The organism is Chryseobacterium sp. CH21 (genome assembly GCF_004119445.1).
Taxonomy (GTDB): Bacteria; Bacteroidota; Bacteroidia; order Flavobacteriales; family Weeksellaceae; genus Chryseobacterium.
In genome coordinates, this window is record NZ_QICI01000040.1 from 1 (window position 1) to 16833 (window position 16833).

Genomic DNA, 16833 nt, shown 5'->3' on the forward strand with positions numbered 1-16833 from the left:
TAAGACTCTCGTAAATAAGTTTAGATTCCTACGGAATGACATAATAGAAATAATGGTATAGCTGTACATTAATTATTGCATAAGAATTATAGATGTAAAGACTTCAGACTGATTACTGAACCCACACAACCAGAAAATCGTAACTTTAAAACCCGAACCCCGGAACTCATCATTCATCATTAATTCCCCTCCCCTAGCCCTGATAGAAATGGTTACCCCGCAGTATGGGTGGGAGCGTGAGAGAGTTTGGATGTGGGAGCGTGCTGGTACGAGGAGTATGAATGGATAGCAGGATAAAGCTCCTGAGAATGTTGGAGAGTTGGAGGGATTAAGAGGAAGATGAGAAAATGAAAGGACGATAGGATTAAGTGGCAGCTTTCTGTATAAAGGATTAGGAATGGAAATCTGATATATTCTCTAGGAGGAAAAAAAACATCCCGTAAGAATCCTTTATATAATGGACTCCTACGGAATGGATATAAAACGAAGTTATATTTTTAGTTCAGGACGTATGATGTTCCGTCTCTGCCATCTTTTAATTCGATTCCTTCTGCAAGCAGTTTGTCTCTGATCTGGTCTGACAGGTCAAAGTTTTTGGATTTTCTTGCCTGATTTCTCAATTCGATCAACACTTTTAAGGTTTGATCAAGCTTTTCATTGTTGTTTTCTTCTACAGTTTGTAATCCTAAAACGTCAAAGATAAAAGCATTTAATGTCGACTTTAAGTCTTCAAGATCTTCTGTTGAGATTGTTTCTTTACCATCATTCAAAGCGAAGATATATTTCACTGTCTCAAATAAGTGTGCAATCAGAATTGGTGAATTGAAGTCATCTGTTAACGCCTCATAGGCTTTATCTTTCCATTCTTTCAGGCTAAAACCGGACTGTTTTGCGTCATCAGGGGTAATTGTATTCAATACTTTTACGGCTTCCATTAGTCTGATGAATCCTTTTTCACTGGCCATCATGGCATCGTTTGAAATATCCAGCACACTTCTGTAATGTGCCTGCAGGAAGCAGAAACGTACAATTGAAGGGTGGAAAGATTTTTCAAAGAAGTCATTATCACCTGTTACCAACTGCATTGGAAGAATGTAATTCCCTGTAGATTTACTCATACGCTGAGAATTCATTGTCAACATATTGGCGTGCATCCAGTAATTTACTGGTGCTGCATCATTGCATGCTTTCCCTTGTGCAATTTCACATTCGTGGTGAGGGAATTTAAGATCCATTCCTCCTCCATGGATATCGAATGTTTCACCTAAATATTTAGTACTCATAGCAGTACACTCAAGGTGCCATCCAGGGAAACCTTCTCCCCAAGGGGAATTCCATCTCATGATGTGAGCCGGAGAGGCTTTTTTCCACAATGCAAAATCTTGTGGGTTTTTCTTTTCTCCCTGCCCGTCAAGGTCTCTGGTATTGGCGAAAAGTTCTTCTATATTACGTTTTGAAAGTTCACCGTAGTTCAAGCCTCTTCTGTTGTATTCCAATACATCAAAGTATACTGAACCGTTGCTTTCGTAAGCGAAGCCTCTTTCAATCAGTTTTTGAGTTAATTCTATCTGCTCTACAATATGTCCTGTAGCAGTAGGTTCGATGTTTGGAGGAAGCAGATTGAACATATCCAATACTTTGTGGAAATCTACGGTGTACTTCTGTACAATTTCCATAGGCTCCAGCTTTTCAAGCCTGGTTTGTTTTACGAATCTGTCGTTATCTACATTTCCATCATCCGTAAGATGCCCTGCATCGGTAATATTTCTTACATATCTTACTTTATACCCTAAATGCACCAGGGTACGGTAGATGAAATCGAAGGACAGGAAAGTTCTAACATTTCCCAAATGCACATTGCTGTACACGGTAGGTCCGCAGACATACATTCCGACATTTCCTTCTAAAATAGGTTTGAATATTTCTTTTTCTGCAGTAAGCGAGTTATATATTTTTAATTGCATTTATTTTTAAGTTAAAAGATTTAATGATTTTAAAGATTCAAAAATTAGTTAAAAAATTATTCTGTCACAACAAATAATTGTCGTGATAAAAATCTTATGTGAAACTTTTTTAAATTTTATCATAATTAAATCGCTTTTAAATGATGCTGTAAATGGTCTACATAATCATCAATAATAAACTCCAACGTATAAACCCGAGGTTCTGTTTTCGTAGTATCACAGGTTCTTTGCAATGCTTCATCGGGGATATTTTCCACAATGTGAACAATCTGATAGTTCAAAGACTTCCACAGGTCAATAAGATCTGAAGTAGGAACATTCTGATAGTTCTGAGCTTTTACCCAGAAATTCTGGTCATATACTATATTTTCGTTCTCTTTATATTGTGTCACAACAAATCTACGGATATTTGTAAAAGCGCTGTCACAAAGATGACCAATAATTTCTTTTTTAGACCATTTTTCCGAAGAACTTCTATGTGACCATTCTTCTTCCGAGATGTTTTGAAATCTCTGAAGCTCGGTATCAATAATATTTCTAAGAATCTGGTAGTTCATTATTTATTAATCCAGTTTTGCATGACTTCCTACATAATGTAAGAATTCCTGTCTTGTAATAGGGTTTGTTCTGAAAATACCGCTTAATTCTGCTGTAATGGTAGAACTTGCTGTATCTTTTATTCCTCTGCAGTTTACGCAAAGGTGTTTTGCATCAATGATGCAGGCTACATCCTTAGTACCCAAAGCTTCTTTCAAAGCATCTACAATCTGCATGGTAAGCCTTTCCTGAACCTGTGGTCTTTTTGCATAGTAATCCACAATTCTGTTAATTTTTGAAAGACCAATTACTTCTCCATTGGAAATATAAGCAACATGAGCTCTTCCTATAATGGGTAAAAAGTGGTGTTCGCAGAAAGAATATACGGTAATATCCTTTTCTACCAACATCTGACGGTATTTGTACTTGTTGGAAAAAGTGGAGATTCCTGGTTTGTTTTCAGGAAGAAGCCCTCCGAAAATCTCATTGACGTACATTTTGGCAACACGTCTTGGAGAGTCTTTGAGAGAATCATCTGTCATGTCCATTCCTAATGTTTCCATAATCTCGCCAAAAAGCTCAGTAATTTTTTCAATTTTTTCCTGTGGCGATTTATCAAAAGCATCTTCCCTTATAGGCGTATGTTCTTTTCCAGTGAAAATATCATCGTCGTTATCGGTAAAATCAACCATTTTTATTTAATTTGCAGCAAAAATACGGATAATATCTATTTCTCTATTTCAAATAGGATGAAAAACATTATCTTTTATAGCATACCTGATTAAAAAAGCCTATGATTATTGTCGAAGAAGTACAAAACAAACTCCATAAAAGGGAATTTCTGGAATTCCCGGCCCGCCTTTATCAACACGACAAAAATTATATCCGGCCTTTAGATAAACATATTGAGGAGATTTTTGATCCTGAAAAAAATAAATTCTTTAAAAACGGTGAATGTAAAAGGTTTTTGTTTAAAAAGAATGGCAACACTGTAGGTAAAGTAGCCGTTTTTGTGAATGGTTGTTATGAGCAAAAGCAGCCTACAGGAGGATTGGGTTTTTTCGACTGTATTAATGATCAGGAAACAGCTAATTTTATTTTTGACTATTGTAAAAACTGGTTTAAGGAAAAAGGAATAGAAGCGATGGATGGTCCTATCAATTTTGGAGAACGGGATAAATTCTGGGGTCTCCTCATTGAAGGGTTTATTGAGCCTTTGTTTGGAATGAATTACAACTTTCCTTATTATAAAGATCTTTTTGAGAATTACGGGTTTCAGATTTATTTTGAACAGCTCTGTTTTACCCGACCTGTTTTTGCGGAAGTTTCGAGGATTTTTACGATTGCTCATGAAAAGAACAGAAGGAATCCGGCAATTTCGGCCCAGCCTATGAAAAAGAATAATCTGGCTAAGTTTGCAAAAGACTTTACAGAAGTTTATAATAAAGCATGGGCTTCTCATGGGGAAGGAAAGTATCTTGAAGAAACCAAAGTTCTGAAAATGTTTAATACGATGAAACCCATCATCAATGAGCATATTTCCTGGTTTGTTTATGAAAATGAGAAACCGATTGCCATGTGGATCAATATTCCGGACCTCAACCAGTGGTGTAAATATCTGAATGGAAAATTCGGGATTTTTGAAAAGCTTACATTTTTGTTTTTAAAACGGTTTAAAAAGAATGAGAAAATGGTGGGGCTTGTTTTCGGTGTTGTTCCTGAGTGGCAGAAGAAAGGTATTGACGGCTATATGATCTGGGAAGGGACTCAACATTTGAGAAAACATACGGATTTTACGATTACGGAACTACAGTGGATTGGTGATTTTAATCCTAAAATGATTAAGATTGCAGAAGCTCTTGAAACTACGGTTACCCGGAAGTTGGCTACTTATAGATATTTATTTGACAGGAGTAAGGAGTTTGAGAGACATACTGGTCTTTAGAGTAAGAAAGATAGTTTAATTTTTCTTGGATACTTTAGTTTATTTGACGCAAAGTCTTATTTGCTAATGTTATATTTTATAGGGAGTAAAGATGGAATCAACTTTGTTGATTCTTTTTAAGCGGGTGTATAGCCTACGGCTTTCTTCATTTCTTCTATCTTTAAAATTAATTCTGTATCAGATTAAAAAATAAAAACCCTGCTTTTTACAGCAGGGTTCCTTCATTTTTGGTACTTTTATTAGAATAGCTCACCGGCTACTTTTTTAATGTTATCACTCTTCCCCATGGAGTAAAAGTGCAGCACAGGAACTCCGAAATCCAGAAGCTCTTTGCATTGTGCAATGGCCCATTCTACTCCGATCTGCTTCACTGCTTCATTATTCTTTGCATTTTCTACTTCATTGATCAGTTCTTCGGGAAGATCTATTTTGAATACCTGTGGCAGGATTTTCAAATGTTTCTTTGTTGCGATTGGTTTGATTCCCGGAATAATAGGAACTGTGATTCCTATTTCTCTTGCTTTCTGAACGAATTCTATATACTTTTTATTGTCAAAAAACATTTGGGTAACGATATAATCTGCTCCGGCATCTACTTTTTGTTTCAGCCATTTCAGATCATAATTCATAGAAGGGGCTTCCATATGTTTTTCCGGATATCCGGCCACTCCGATGCAGAATTTATTCAATTCATCACATGCCTCTTCCTCATTGTGAAGGTATTTTCCTCTTCCCAGGTTATTAACTTGATTCACAAGATCCATCGCACTTGCATGTCCTCCCTGAGTAGGTTCGAAATACTGATGTCCTTTCATGGCATCTCCTCTTAAAGCCATTACATTATCAATTCCAAGGTACATACAATCTACCAGCAGATATTCTGTTTCTTCTTTGGTAAAACCTCCGCAAAGAAGGTGTGGTACTGTATCTACATTATATTTATGCTGAATGGCGGCACAGATTCCCAGTGTTCCCGGGCGCATTCTCGTAATACGGCGTTCCATCAAACCATTTCCTTTGTCCAGATAAATATATTCTTCCCTGGATGTGGTAACATCAATGAAAGGTGGTTTGAATTCCATTAACGGATCTATATTGGTATACAGGTCTTCAATCCCGATTCCTTTCTGTGGCGGAACAACTTCTAAGGAGAATAAAGTTTTTCCATTGGCGTTTTTAATGTGTTCTGTTATCTTCATGTCAATGTTAATCTGCTAAATTTGGTGACAACCATTTTCTCGCTTCCTGGATGCTACAACCTCTTCTTGCGGCATAATCTTTAAGCTGGTCTTCTGTAATTTTTCCTAATCCGAAATATTTGGCATGCGGGCTTCCGAAATAATATCCGGAAACAGATGCTGTAGGGAACATGGCAAGGCTTTCTGTAAGGAAAACACCTGTATTTTCTTCTACTTTTAAAAGATCCCAGATGGTTTTCTTTTCCAGGTGGTCAGGACAAGCCGGATATCCCGGAGCCGGACGGATTCCTTTATATTTCTCGGCAATCAATTCTTCATTGCTTAAAGTTTCCTGATTAGCATATCCCCAGTACTCTGTTCTGACTTTTTTATGTAAAAATTCGGCATAGGCTTCTGCAAAACGGTCTGCCAGGGCTTTTACCATGATGGAGTTGTAATCATCATTGGCTTTTTCATATTCGTTGGACAGTTCATCGGTTCCGAATCCTGTTGTTACGCAGAATGCTCCCACGTAATCTGTTTTTCCAGAGCTTTGAGGGGCAATGAAGTCACTTAGAGCCAGATAATCTTTTCCTTTTGATCTCTGAGCCTGCTGTCTTAAGGTTAGAAACTTTGCCTGTTCATTATTATCTTCATCAAAAATCAAGATATCATCAGATTCGTTGGAATTAGCTTTAAAGATTCCGAAGATGGCTTTTGCTGTTAATAATTTTTCATCCAGAATTCTTTTCAGAATCACCTGAGCATCTTTGAATAATTCTTTTGCCTGAGCTCCTACGACCTCATCTTCTAAAATATTTGGGTATTTCCCATGAAGATCCCAGCTTCTGAAAAACGGAGACCAGTCAATGAAAGGAAGAAGTTCCCTTAAATCCTGATTTTCGATTACTTTTATTCCTATAGTATTCGGAGTGAATATTTCTTCATTTTTCCAATCAATTTTAAAATTGTTTTCTCTTGCTTCTTCAATGGAAACATAATCTTTATCCACTTGTCTGTTCAGGAACTTTTCTCTGAAGTCGGAGTAGTCATTCTTTAAATCCGAAACATATTCTTTATTTCTGTCCCCCAATAATGAACTTACTACATTTACGGCTCTAGAAGCGTCATTTACGTGAACAACTGCATTTTTATATTTTAAATCGATTTTCACTGCAGTATGTGCTTTTGATGTGGTAGCACCACCGATCAATAATGGAAAATCTAAGTTCTGTCTTTCTAATTCTGAAGCGATATAGACCATTTCATCCAAACTTGGCGTAATAAGTCCGCTCAATCCTATAACGTCTACTTTTTCTTCAATAGCCGTCTGGATAATCTTTTCAGCTGGAACCATCACTCCAAGGTCAACAATTTCGTAGTTGTTACAACCTAGAACAACGCTCACAATATTTTTACCAATATCATGTACGTCACCTTTTACTGTTGCCATTAAGATTTTACCATTAGCAGGTCTTGAACCGTCTTTTTCTGCTTCAATGAAAGGCTGTAAATAAGCTACTGCTTTTTTCATTACCCTTGCGGACTTCACTACCTGAGGAAGGAACATCTTACCGCTTCCGAACAGATCTCCTACCACTCCCATTCCGGTCATCAGATTAACTTCTATTACATGAAGTGGTCTTTCGGCTAATAGTCTTGCTTCTTCTACATCTTCTTCAATAAAACGGTCAATTCCTTTTACCAGGGCATAAGTAATTCTTTCCTGCAATGGATTGTTTCTCCATTCTAAGTCTTCGGTTTTTTCTTTCTTAACTGATTTATGCTTTTCGGAATAGTCGAGAAGTCTTTCTGTAGCATCTTCTCTTTTATCCAGAATTACATCTTCTACAAGTGCCAGTAATTCTTTATTGATCTCGTCATAAACCTCAAGCATTGCCGGATTCACGATCCCAATATTCATTCCTGCCTGAATTGCATGGTAAAGGAATACGGAGTGCATGGTTTCTCTCACCGTATCATTTCCACGGAAAGAGAAAGAAACATTGCTCACTCCTCCACTCACGGATGCATAAGGAAGGTTTTGTCTTACCCAGCGTGTCGCTTCAATAAAGTCGATGGCGTTTCTTCTGTGCTCATCCATTCCCGTTGCTACCGGAAATATATTTAAGTCGAAAATGATGTCTTCTGCCGGAAAACCAAGCTGGTTTACCAGAATATCATAGGAACGTTTTGAAATTTCAATTCTTCGTTCGAAACTGTCAGCCTGTCCTACCTCATCAAATGCCATGACAATAACTGCTGCACCATATCTTTTAATGGCTTTGGCGTGTTTGATAAATTCTTGCTCACCTTCTTTTAAGCTGATAGAATTCACGACACATTTTCCCTGAGCTACCTGAAGACCAGCTTCCAGGATTTCCCATTTGGAAGAGTCTACCATGATCGGGATTCTTGCGATATCCGGTTCGGAGGCAATTAAGTTCAGGAATTTGATCATCGATGCTTTTCCATCGATCAATCCATCATCAAAATTAACGTCCAGAATCTGGGCACCTCCTTCTACCTGATGGCGGGCAATATCTAATGCTTCAGAGAATTTCTCCTCTTTGATCAGTCTTAAAAATTTTTTGGAACCGGCAACGTTCGTCCTTTCACCAACATTGATGAAATTACTTTCCGGCGTTATGATAAGAGGCTCGAGGCCTGATAATCTTAAATACTTCATTTTATTCTTCTAAAATATAGTAGGCATTATTGGTATTCTGCCCCAATAAATTCCTGTGCTTCCCTAAAGCAGAAATTTTTTGTATGCTAAATTGTATTCTTCAGCAAATTCCCTGCTTTCCTTGGCTCATATTTCTCTACCAGATCGGCAATCGCTTTAATATGCTCAGGAGTTGTACCGCAGCATCCTCCGATAATATTAATTAGCCCTTTTTCTACATACTCTTTAATCTGTCTTGCCATATCTTCCGGAGTTTCATCATATTTTCCGAAAGCATTCGGTAAACCGGCATTCGGGTATGCTGAAACATAGAATTCCGAATTGTGAGCCAGTGTTTCAAGGTAAGGAGTAAGCTGATCTGCTCCCAATGCACAGTTGAAACCTACGCTTAATAAATTCAGGTGGGAAACGGAGATCAGGAAAGCTTCTGCGGTCTGTCCGCTCAATGTTCTTCCTGAAGCATCGGTAATAGTTCCGGAAACCATGATTGGAATTTGTATTCCTCTTTCATCCTGCAGTTCATCAATGGCAAACAAAGCTGCTTTTGCATTCAGAGTATCAAAAATGGTTTCTACCAAAAGGATATCTGAACCTCCATCCAGCAAAGCTTCACACTGTTGTTTGTAAGCTACTCTCAATTCTTCAAAAGTGATCGCTCTGTAACCTGGATCATTCACATCCGGGCTTAAACTTGCCGTTCTGTTCGTTGGTCCTATAGATCCCGCCACAAATCTTGGCTTGTCCGGATTTTTCGCAGTGTATTCGTCACAGGCTTTTCTGGCAATTTTTGCGGACTCATAGTTCAGGTCGTATACAAGATCTTCCATATGATAATCTGCCATCGCAATAGTAGTTCCTGAAAACGTATTGGTTTCTATGATATCAGCTCCCGCTTCAAGGTATTTCTTGTGAACTTCTTCAATCGCCTGAGGCTGCGTCAGGGAAAGCAGGTCATTATTTCCTTTTACAGGATGTTCCCAGTCTTTGAAACGCTCTCCACGATAATCTTCTTCTTCAAATTTGTATCTCTGAAGCATAGTTCCCATTGCACCGTCCAGAATTAAAATTCTTTCGGATAGTGCTTTATATAATTGTTCTGAATTCTTCATTTTCTATCAATTTGTAATAATTTATAAATCCGCTGACCAGTTTTTTACATAAGAGGATTTTTTTATTGATGATTTCAAAATCTTCTTTAGAAATATAGTGCTGATCTAGAGCCAAATGGAATTGGGTTTCCAGTTTATAAAGTGATTCCCCAGCAATGTGTAAAAACGGTAAAGTATCTTCAGTAGTCTCACTTCTACTTCCTTCCGTTATATTGAACGAAACTGAAGTTGCTATTCTTCTTATTTGGCTTGTTAAAGCCAATACTTCTTCTTCAGGAAAGTTTGTGGTCAAAATATAAGTCAGGGTAACCAACTTTCGTACTTCCCTATACATTGCTAATTCTGTGTAGTCTCTATCCATTGGGCTCTATAAACTGTCAACGATTAACTAATCTAAAGCCTGTTTCAGGTCTGCAATGATATCTTCTACATTTTCCAATCCTACTGAACAACGAACCAATCCTGCCGTAATCCCTACTTCATTTCTTTCTTCGTCTGATAATTTAGAGTGGGTAGTAGATGCCGGATGAGTAACGATCGTTCTTGTATCACCTAGGTTGGCAGACAACGAACACATTTGTATCTTATCTAAAAAGGCTCTCCCCCCTTCTATACCACCTTTTATTTCAAAGGCTACGATATTTCCTCCCAACTTCATCTGCTTTTTGGCTACGTCATAACTTGGATGAGATTTCAGGAAAGGGTATTTTACTAATTCTACATTAGGATGGCCTTCTAAAAACTCGGCTACCTTCAACGCATTCTCACAGTGTTTTTCTACACGAATAGCCAATGTTTCCAAACTTTTTGATAATACCCAGGCATTAAAAGGAGACAATGCAGGCCCTGTATTTCTTGCAAAAAGATAAATTTCTCTGATAAGGTCTTCTTTTCCGACTGCTATTCCTCCTAAAACTCTTCCTTGTCCGTCAATCAGTTTCGTTGCTGAATGTACTACAATATCTGCACCGTATTTGATAGGCTGCTGAAGATAAGGTGTTGCAAAACAGTTATCTACAATAAAGATAAGGTTATGTTTTTTAGCGATCTGCCCAAAAACTCAAGATCCAGAATTTCAATAGCCGGATTGGTAGGGGTTTCAAGATATAAGATCTTGGTATTAGGTTGGATGTATTGCTCCACATTCGCAGCATCTTCTGCTTTGAAATATGAGGTTTCAATATTCCATTTCGGGAAATATTTAGTAAACAAAGTATGCGTAGACCCGAATACTGACTGGCAGCTTACGATATGATCTCCAGCATTCAATAATGCTGCAAATGTAGAATAGATGGCTGCCATTCCTGTTGCAAAGGCATATCCTGCTTCTGCGCCTTCCATTTTAGCAATCTTATCTGTAAATTCGGTTACGTTTGGATTAGAAAAGCGGCTGTATAGATTTTTAGGTTTTTCTTCTGCAAAGCTTGCCCTCATATCTTCCGCATCCTGAAATATAAAACTGGAAGTAAGATATAAGGGTGTAGAATGCTCGTCAAACTGACTTCTTTCCGTTTGGGTTCTTATTGCTGATGTTTCAAAATTTTCCATATAGTTTTAATTTTAATAATGTACAATGTATTTTACAGGCTGCTTTCTATACTCCATTAAATAAATCCTTCTGCATTGCTCTCTTCTTCATGAATACATTGTACATTTTACTTTGTACAAATTATTTGGTTTCACTTACTCTTAAAATGTCTCCGAATACTCCTCTTGCTGTTACTTGTGCACCAGCTCCGGCTCCCATAATCACAATTGGATTTTCTCCATAGCTTTCTGTATAAATTTCAAAGATGGAATCTGAACCTTTCAGCTGTCCTAATGCGGATGTTGCAGGAACAGAAATCAGTTTTACATCCAGCTCGCCTTTATCTTTCTGTAAGTCGCCATGTAGATCACCTACATATCTCAATACATGTCCGGGCTCCTGATTTTCTTTTATTTTCTGATATTCATCGTCCAGTTCTTCCAGTCTTAAAAGGAATTCTGATTTTGAAACTTCAAGCAGGCTTTCCGGAACCAGATTCTGAATATTGATATCTCCGAATTCGTTGATTAAATCTAATTCTCTTGCCAGAATCAATAATTTTCTTGCTACATCATTTCCAGATAAGTCTTCTCTCGGATCCGGTTCTGTATATCCTTTTTCCAAAGCTTCGTTGATAATGGTAGAGAATTTATCATCTCTTAAAGAAAAATTATTGAAAACATAACTCAATGTGCCGGAGAATACTCCTTTGATTCTTGTGATATTTTCTCCTGAAAGGTGCAATAACTTGATGGTATCAATTAACGGTAGCCCTGCCCCAACATTGGTTTCATACAGATAACGTCTGTTGTTTTTACTCAACGTATATCTTAGTTTTCTGTACTCTTCTATCGGAAGGGTATTGAAAATTTTGTTGGAAGAAACCAGATCAAATCCGTTTTCCGCCAAAGCATGATAGTTCTTTACAAAATCCTTGCTTGCGGTGTTATCCACAACAATCAGATTTTCCAGTTGATTTTCATTAGAGAAGTTGATTAATTCTTCAACATTCGATGGATGTTCTGTTGTTAAAACCTCATCACTCCAATTGGCATCAAATCCTTTTTTGTTGAAGGCAATTTTCTTTGAGTTAGCTACTGCAACTACTTTAAGGTCTATTTTTTTACGTTTTTTAATTTCTTCTGCAGATTCCAAAACCTGTTGAATCAATGTTTTTCCTACATTTCCGTGGCCAATGATGGCCAGATGAACAGTTTTTGGCTTTTTGAAAATTTCAGATTCTATGATGTTTCTTGTTTTTTCATCCTGTGAAGATGTTACTACGATGTTGACTCTGTTTTCTCCTGCCACCTGATTCAAAAGCAATGGGAAAACATTATTTCTAGCCAGCTCGGCAAAAACTTTATTGAAATCTTCTGCTACAAAACCAATCACAGAAACATTATTGATACTATAGATCTGAGAAACTTTTCCAGATTTTCTTTCTGCTTCGAATTCATCAATAAGACAGGCTACTGCTTTTTCTGCATCATTTTCGTGAACCAAAATAGAAATTCCGTTTTCTACGGCTTGTTGTGAAATTACTCCTACACTGATACGTGCTAAAGTAAGCGCTTTAAAAATTCGTCCGTCAATCCCAATTTCTCCAAGGAAATCTTCTCCTTCGAATTTGACAATTGATCTGTTTTTTAAGAATTTTATTTCATTAACCTTTTTCATTACTTTATAAAATGTTTTTAATGATATTATTTAATTGTTGATATTCCATTAGGAAGGCATCATGCCCGTGTATAGATTGGATCTCGTGATAAGAAACATTCTTATTTTTCTCTCTTAAATTTTCAAAACACATCCAGATTTCAGAAGCCGGGAAAAATAAGTCCGTATCTACGGAGATCATGCACATTCGTGCCTGTATATTCTCCAGTTCTTCTTCAGTAACGTTTATATTCATCAAAAGATGATTCATCAGCCTGTAAGCTTTTAAACTAAACCTTTCGTTTAATGCATTACCATGGTAAACAAGCCAATCTTCTGATTCCAGGCGTTGTTGTTCCTGATTATATTGGTTTTGAAATCTGTCGTTAAGTGATTGTGGAGTTCTATAACACAGCATGGCGTGAATTCTTGCTTTCTGTAATGGTTTATCTTTATCATCCAATAAAAATTTCTGAACCAGACACTGTGCATGAAGCCAGTCGTGTGTTCTGTAATCACAGGCTATGGGAATAAATATTTCTGCGAGATCCGGCTGCTTGGCAAGCATTTCCCAGGCAATGCCTCCTCCCAGAGAGCCTCCAATAATGGCATATAAGTTTTTAATATGCAAAGCTTCAAGCCCTTTCAGAAATATCGCTGCGATATCCGAAGGAGTGAAGTCTTCATAGTCTTCAATTAAAAAATCGTCATATCCATTTCCCGGTATGTTGAAGCACAGAACTGTATATTTACGGGTATCAACAATCTGATTATCTCCTACCAATTGTTTCCACCAGCCATTTTCTCCGGATACATTGGAGTTTCCGGTAAGAGCATGGTTGATTAAAATGATAGGGGCTGTAAACAGATCTTTCCCAAAAAGCTGATAGCTTAATGAGATATGGTATTCCTTTTGGGAATATGTTTGATACGAAAGATTAATATAGTTTAATTCTGTTTTCAATTCTATTAAATTTTAATACAATTGAAAATGCCACAGGAAATGGCTGAAAAAGAACTTCAGTGAGTTATCTGTCCAAAATTATTTTGGTAGAACGTAGCACCTTCTTTGCTTGCGCAAAGGGTTGCTAAGGTTTCATAGGGTCTAATCCCTCAACCTTTCTTGATAACATTTTCAATATTTGAATGAACGAATGATGCAAAGGTAGTTCTTTTCTTTTAATTTCAAAAAAAAAATATTTTAATATTTCAAAAAGCCCTTAAACACAAGTGTTTCAAGACTATATTAATAATTATTCAGATGAAAAAAATTGGAATTACCTCTCAAAAAAACTAACTTCGTGGGGAAAAATGATGAGATATGACCGCCGAAAAAGAAAGATTACAAGATACCAAATGGAAAAACTGGGGACCTTATGTAAGCAACCGGCAGTGGGGAAATGTACGCGAAGATTATAGCCCGAACGGGAATGCCTGGAATTTTACCAATCATAATAATGCAGAAAGCTATGCCTACCGATGGGGTGAAGAAGGTATTGCCGGAATTTCTGATGTAAAGCAGCTTTTATGTTTTGCTTTTTCATTTTGGAACAAGAAAGATAAAATGGTAAAAGAACGGTTCTTCGGGTTGAGCAATCCTCAGGGAAACCATGGGGAAGACATCAAAGAAATCTTTTATTATCTGGATAATACACCTACTCATAGCTATATGAAAATGGTTTATAAATATCCGATCAATGAATTTCCTTACGATGATCTTGTTGCAGAAAACGGGAGACGCAGTAAAAAGGAACCGGAATATGAGATTTTCGATACCGGAATTTTCGATAATGATGAATATTTTGATATTTTCATAGAATACTGTAAAGCCGATCACAATGATATTCTTGCCAGAGTAACGGTCTGTAACCGAAGCCAGCATGAAGCACCTATTGTGGTAGCCCCTACGGTATGGTTCAGAAACAACTGGAAATGGGGATATAATACCTATAAAGCTGAAATCAATGCTTCTCATGACGGAAGTATCAACATTGGGCATGATAGTATTTCGATCAAAAAACTGTATTCCCGAAATCCCAATGCACAAAGTGTATTTTGTGATAATGAGACCAATAATGCTAAACTTTATGGAACACCTGCCGCTGAAAACAGTTATTTCAAAGATGGAATCAATCATTTTATTACCCATCAGACAAATACGATAAATCCTGAAAAAAGAGGAACAAAAGCTTCTTTTCTGATTGATGAAACAATTGGACCCGGGGAATGCAAAGTTTTTGAATTCAGATTATGTCCTGATGAAGGAGCTGAGCCTTTTGAAAACTTTGATGAAATTTTCAATACCCGAGAGGCAGAGGCTGAAGAGTTTTATAAAGAAATTCAGAATGATACTGTCAATGAAGATGAAAGAAATGTTCAGAGACAGGCTTTTGCAGGACTTCTCTGGAATAAGCAGTTCTATCATTACAATATCGGAAAATGGCTGAAAGGGGATCCGAACTTTGAAGCACCGAGAAATTTCAACGAATATGTAAGAAATACAGAATGGAATCATCTCCACAACAAGGATATTATTTCTATGCCTGACAAATGGGAGTATCCATGGTATGCTACATGGGATCTGGCATTTCACTGTGTTCCCTTTTCTATCATAGATGCAGAATTTGCCAAAGGACAGCTTTTGCTGCTCACAAAAGAATGGTATATGCATCCTAACGGACAGCTTCCTGCCTATGAATGGAATATGAGTGATGTAAATCCGCCTGTACATGCGTGGTCTTGTTTCCGTGTTTTTAAAATTGATGAAAAAAACAACGGAAAGCCGGATTTATTATTTTTAGAGAAAGTATTCCAGAAGTTACTTCTTAATTTTACCTGGTGGGTGAACCGAAAGGATAAAAACGGGAAAAATATTTTTGGAGGAGGTTTCCTTGGTCTCGATAATATCGGAGCTTTTGACCGGAATATGGAATTAAAGGACGGCCAGCACCTTGAACAGGCAGACGGAACGAGCTGGATGGCAATGTACGCACTGAATATGATGCGTATTGCAATGGAACTTGCACAATATTATCAGGTATATGAAGATATGGCGATCAAATTTTTTGAACATTATCTTTATATCGCTGAAGCTATGGAAAATCTGGGTGAAGGCACAAAAGGTCTCTGGAATGAGGAAGACGGATTTTTCTATGATGTACTTCAGCTCGGAAACGGAGACAGTGTTTCTTTAAAATTAAGAAGTATTGTAGGTTTGATCCCTATGTTTGCCGTAGAAATCGTGGATCATCATTATTGGAAAAGATGCCGAATTTCAGAAGCAGAATGGAATGGATCTTAAAAAACAAACCTGAGCTTACCAAATTGGTTTCTCACTGGGACGAGGAAGGACACGGACGAAAACACCTGATGAGCATCCTCCGCAAAAACAGACTGACAAAAGTTCTGTCCAGAATGCTTGATGAAAATGAGTTCCTGAGTTCTTACGGAATCCGTGCCATGTCTAAGGTATATGAGGAAAATCCTTTTGTATTCTCAGTACACGGCAAAGAAAATATGGTATACTATACACCTGCAGAAAGTGATAGTCGAATGTTTGGAGGAAACAGCAACTGGCGAGGTCCTATCTGGTTTCCGATCAACTTTCTGATTGTAGAAAGTCTGCAACGCTTTCATTTTTATTATGGAAATAGTTTAAAAGTAGAATTCCCAACAGGAAGCGGTGATAAAAGAAATCTTGATGAAGTGGCTCAGAATATAAGCAAAAGACTTTGTTCAATATTTTTAAAGGATGAACATGGGCAAAGATCTTTCAATGGAGGTAATCCAAAGTTCAATTATGATGAACATTTCAGAGATTATATTACCTTCTTTGAATATTTCCATGGAGATAATGGCCGTGGCGTAGGTGCTTCTCACCAAACAGGATGGACAGCCACTGTGGCGAAACTGATCAAACCAAGACTTACCTTCTAGATGAGTAATCAGTAATGAGTAATAAAAAAGCCGGATGAATCTAGACTGCACCCAAAAGTTTAGACAAAATTAAACAATATTATTATATGAAAGAGTTCTGTACTGTACGGGACTCTTTCCTTTTAGATTAAGTCTTATCCTGTCGTTATTATAGTAATTGATATACTTCTTTATTTCTTTTTTGAGCTCATCAATGGTTTTAAATTTCTTAGTATAGAACATTTCAGATTTTAAAGTTCCAAAGAAGTTTTCTATTACCGCATTATCCAGGCAGTTTCCTTTGCGGGA

Annotated in this window: 11 protein-coding genes, 2 pseudogenes and 1 riboswitch; of the genes and pseudogenes, 2 read left to right on the plus strand and 11 right to left on the minus strand. The window is 37.2% G+C overall.

Annotation, left to right across the window (positions count from 1 at the left end; all coding sequences use genetic code 11):
* Window positions 1-497 precede the first annotated feature (497 nt).
* The 3 genes from cysS to folE form a co-directional block, all read right to left on the minus strand.
* Window positions 498-1964, minus strand: a complete 1467-nt coding sequence (gene cysS, locus BOQ62_RS06990; protein ID WP_129038230.1) for a cysteine--tRNA ligase — start codon at window positions 1962-1964, stop codon at window positions 498-500.
* Between the two features lie 125 nt (window positions 1965-2089).
* Complete coding sequence (locus BOQ62_RS06995) at window positions 2090-2521, minus strand: DinB family protein (RefSeq protein WP_129038232.1); 432 nt, start codon at window positions 2519-2521, stop codon at window positions 2090-2092.
* Window positions 2522-2527: 6 nt separating this feature from the next.
* A complete protein-coding gene (gene folE / locus BOQ62_RS07000; RefSeq protein ID WP_034694807.1) occupies window positions 2528-3193 on the minus strand; it encodes a GTP cyclohydrolase I FolE in 666 nt (221 codons plus the stop codon).
* A gap of 101 nt (window positions 3194-3294) precedes the next feature.
* Between folE and BOQ62_RS07005 the strand changes: the two genes are divergently transcribed.
* A complete protein-coding gene (locus BOQ62_RS07005) occupies window positions 3295-4446 on the plus strand; it encodes a hypothetical protein (RefSeq protein WP_129038234.1) in 1152 nt (383 codons plus the stop codon).
* A gap of 239 nt (window positions 4447-4685) precedes the next feature.
* On the opposite strand, the gene metF is transcribed toward BOQ62_RS07005, so the two are convergent.
* The 7 genes and pseudogenes from metF to BOQ62_RS07040 all read right to left on the minus strand — a co-directional run bounded on the left by metF (window position 4686) and on the right by BOQ62_RS07040 (window position 13573).
* The gene (gene metF / locus BOQ62_RS07010) at window positions 4686-5645 is read right to left on the minus strand and encodes a methylenetetrahydrofolate reductase [NAD(P)H] (protein WP_129038236.1); all 960 of its coding nucleotides are present in this window, start codon (window positions 5643-5645) and stop codon (window positions 4686-4688) included.
* A gap of 7 nt (window positions 5646-5652) precedes the next feature.
* Window positions 5653-8313: a methionine synthase gene (gene metH, locus BOQ62_RS07015; protein ID WP_129038238.1), complete on the minus strand. Its 2661-nt coding sequence runs from the start codon at window positions 8311-8313 to the stop codon at window positions 5653-5655.
* Between the two features lie 86 nt (window positions 8314-8399).
* Window positions 8400-9422 carry a homocysteine S-methyltransferase family protein gene (locus BOQ62_RS07020; protein ID WP_129038240.1) on the minus strand — a complete coding sequence of 341 codons (1023 nt, stop codon included), beginning with the start codon at window positions 9420-9422 and terminating at the stop codon, window positions 8400-8402.
* A complete protein-coding gene (locus BOQ62_RS07025) occupies window positions 9397-9783 on the minus strand; it encodes a four helix bundle protein (RefSeq protein ID WP_129038242.1) in 387 nt (128 codons plus the stop codon). Before BOQ62_RS07025 ends, BOQ62_RS07020 begins: the two co-directional genes overlap by 26 nt.
* Before the next feature lie 27 nt (window positions 9784-9810).
* Window positions 9811-10970 (minus strand): annotated as a pseudogene (locus BOQ62_RS07030) (O-succinylhomoserine sulfhydrylase).
* Between the two features lie 121 nt (window positions 10971-11091).
* Complete coding sequence (locus tag BOQ62_RS07035; RefSeq protein WP_129038244.1) at window positions 11092-12630, minus strand: ACT domain-containing protein; 1539 nt, start codon at window positions 12628-12630, stop codon at window positions 11092-11094.
* Window positions 12631-12634: 4 nt separating this feature from the next.
* Window positions 12635-13573 carry an alpha/beta fold hydrolase gene (locus BOQ62_RS07040; RefSeq protein ID WP_129038246.1) on the minus strand — a complete coding sequence of 313 codons (939 nt, stop codon included), beginning with the start codon at window positions 13571-13573 and terminating at the stop codon, window positions 12635-12637.
* Between the two features lie 61 nt (window positions 13574-13634).
* Window positions 13635-13742: riboswitch (SAM riboswitch) on the minus strand.
* A gap of 188 nt (window positions 13743-13930) precedes the next feature.
* On the opposite strand from BOQ62_RS07040, the pseudogene BOQ62_RS07045 reads away from it, so the two are divergent.
* Window positions 13931-16545 (plus strand): annotated as a pseudogene (locus BOQ62_RS07045) (MGH1-like glycoside hydrolase domain-containing protein).
* Window positions 16546-16614: 69 nt separating this feature from the next.
* On the opposite strand, the gene BOQ62_RS07050 reads toward BOQ62_RS07045, so the two are convergent.
* Window positions 16615-16833, minus strand: a 219-nt coding sequence (locus tag BOQ62_RS07050) for an IS3 family transposase (RefSeq protein ID WP_164976702.1), incomplete at its 5' end; no start/stop codon positions are given.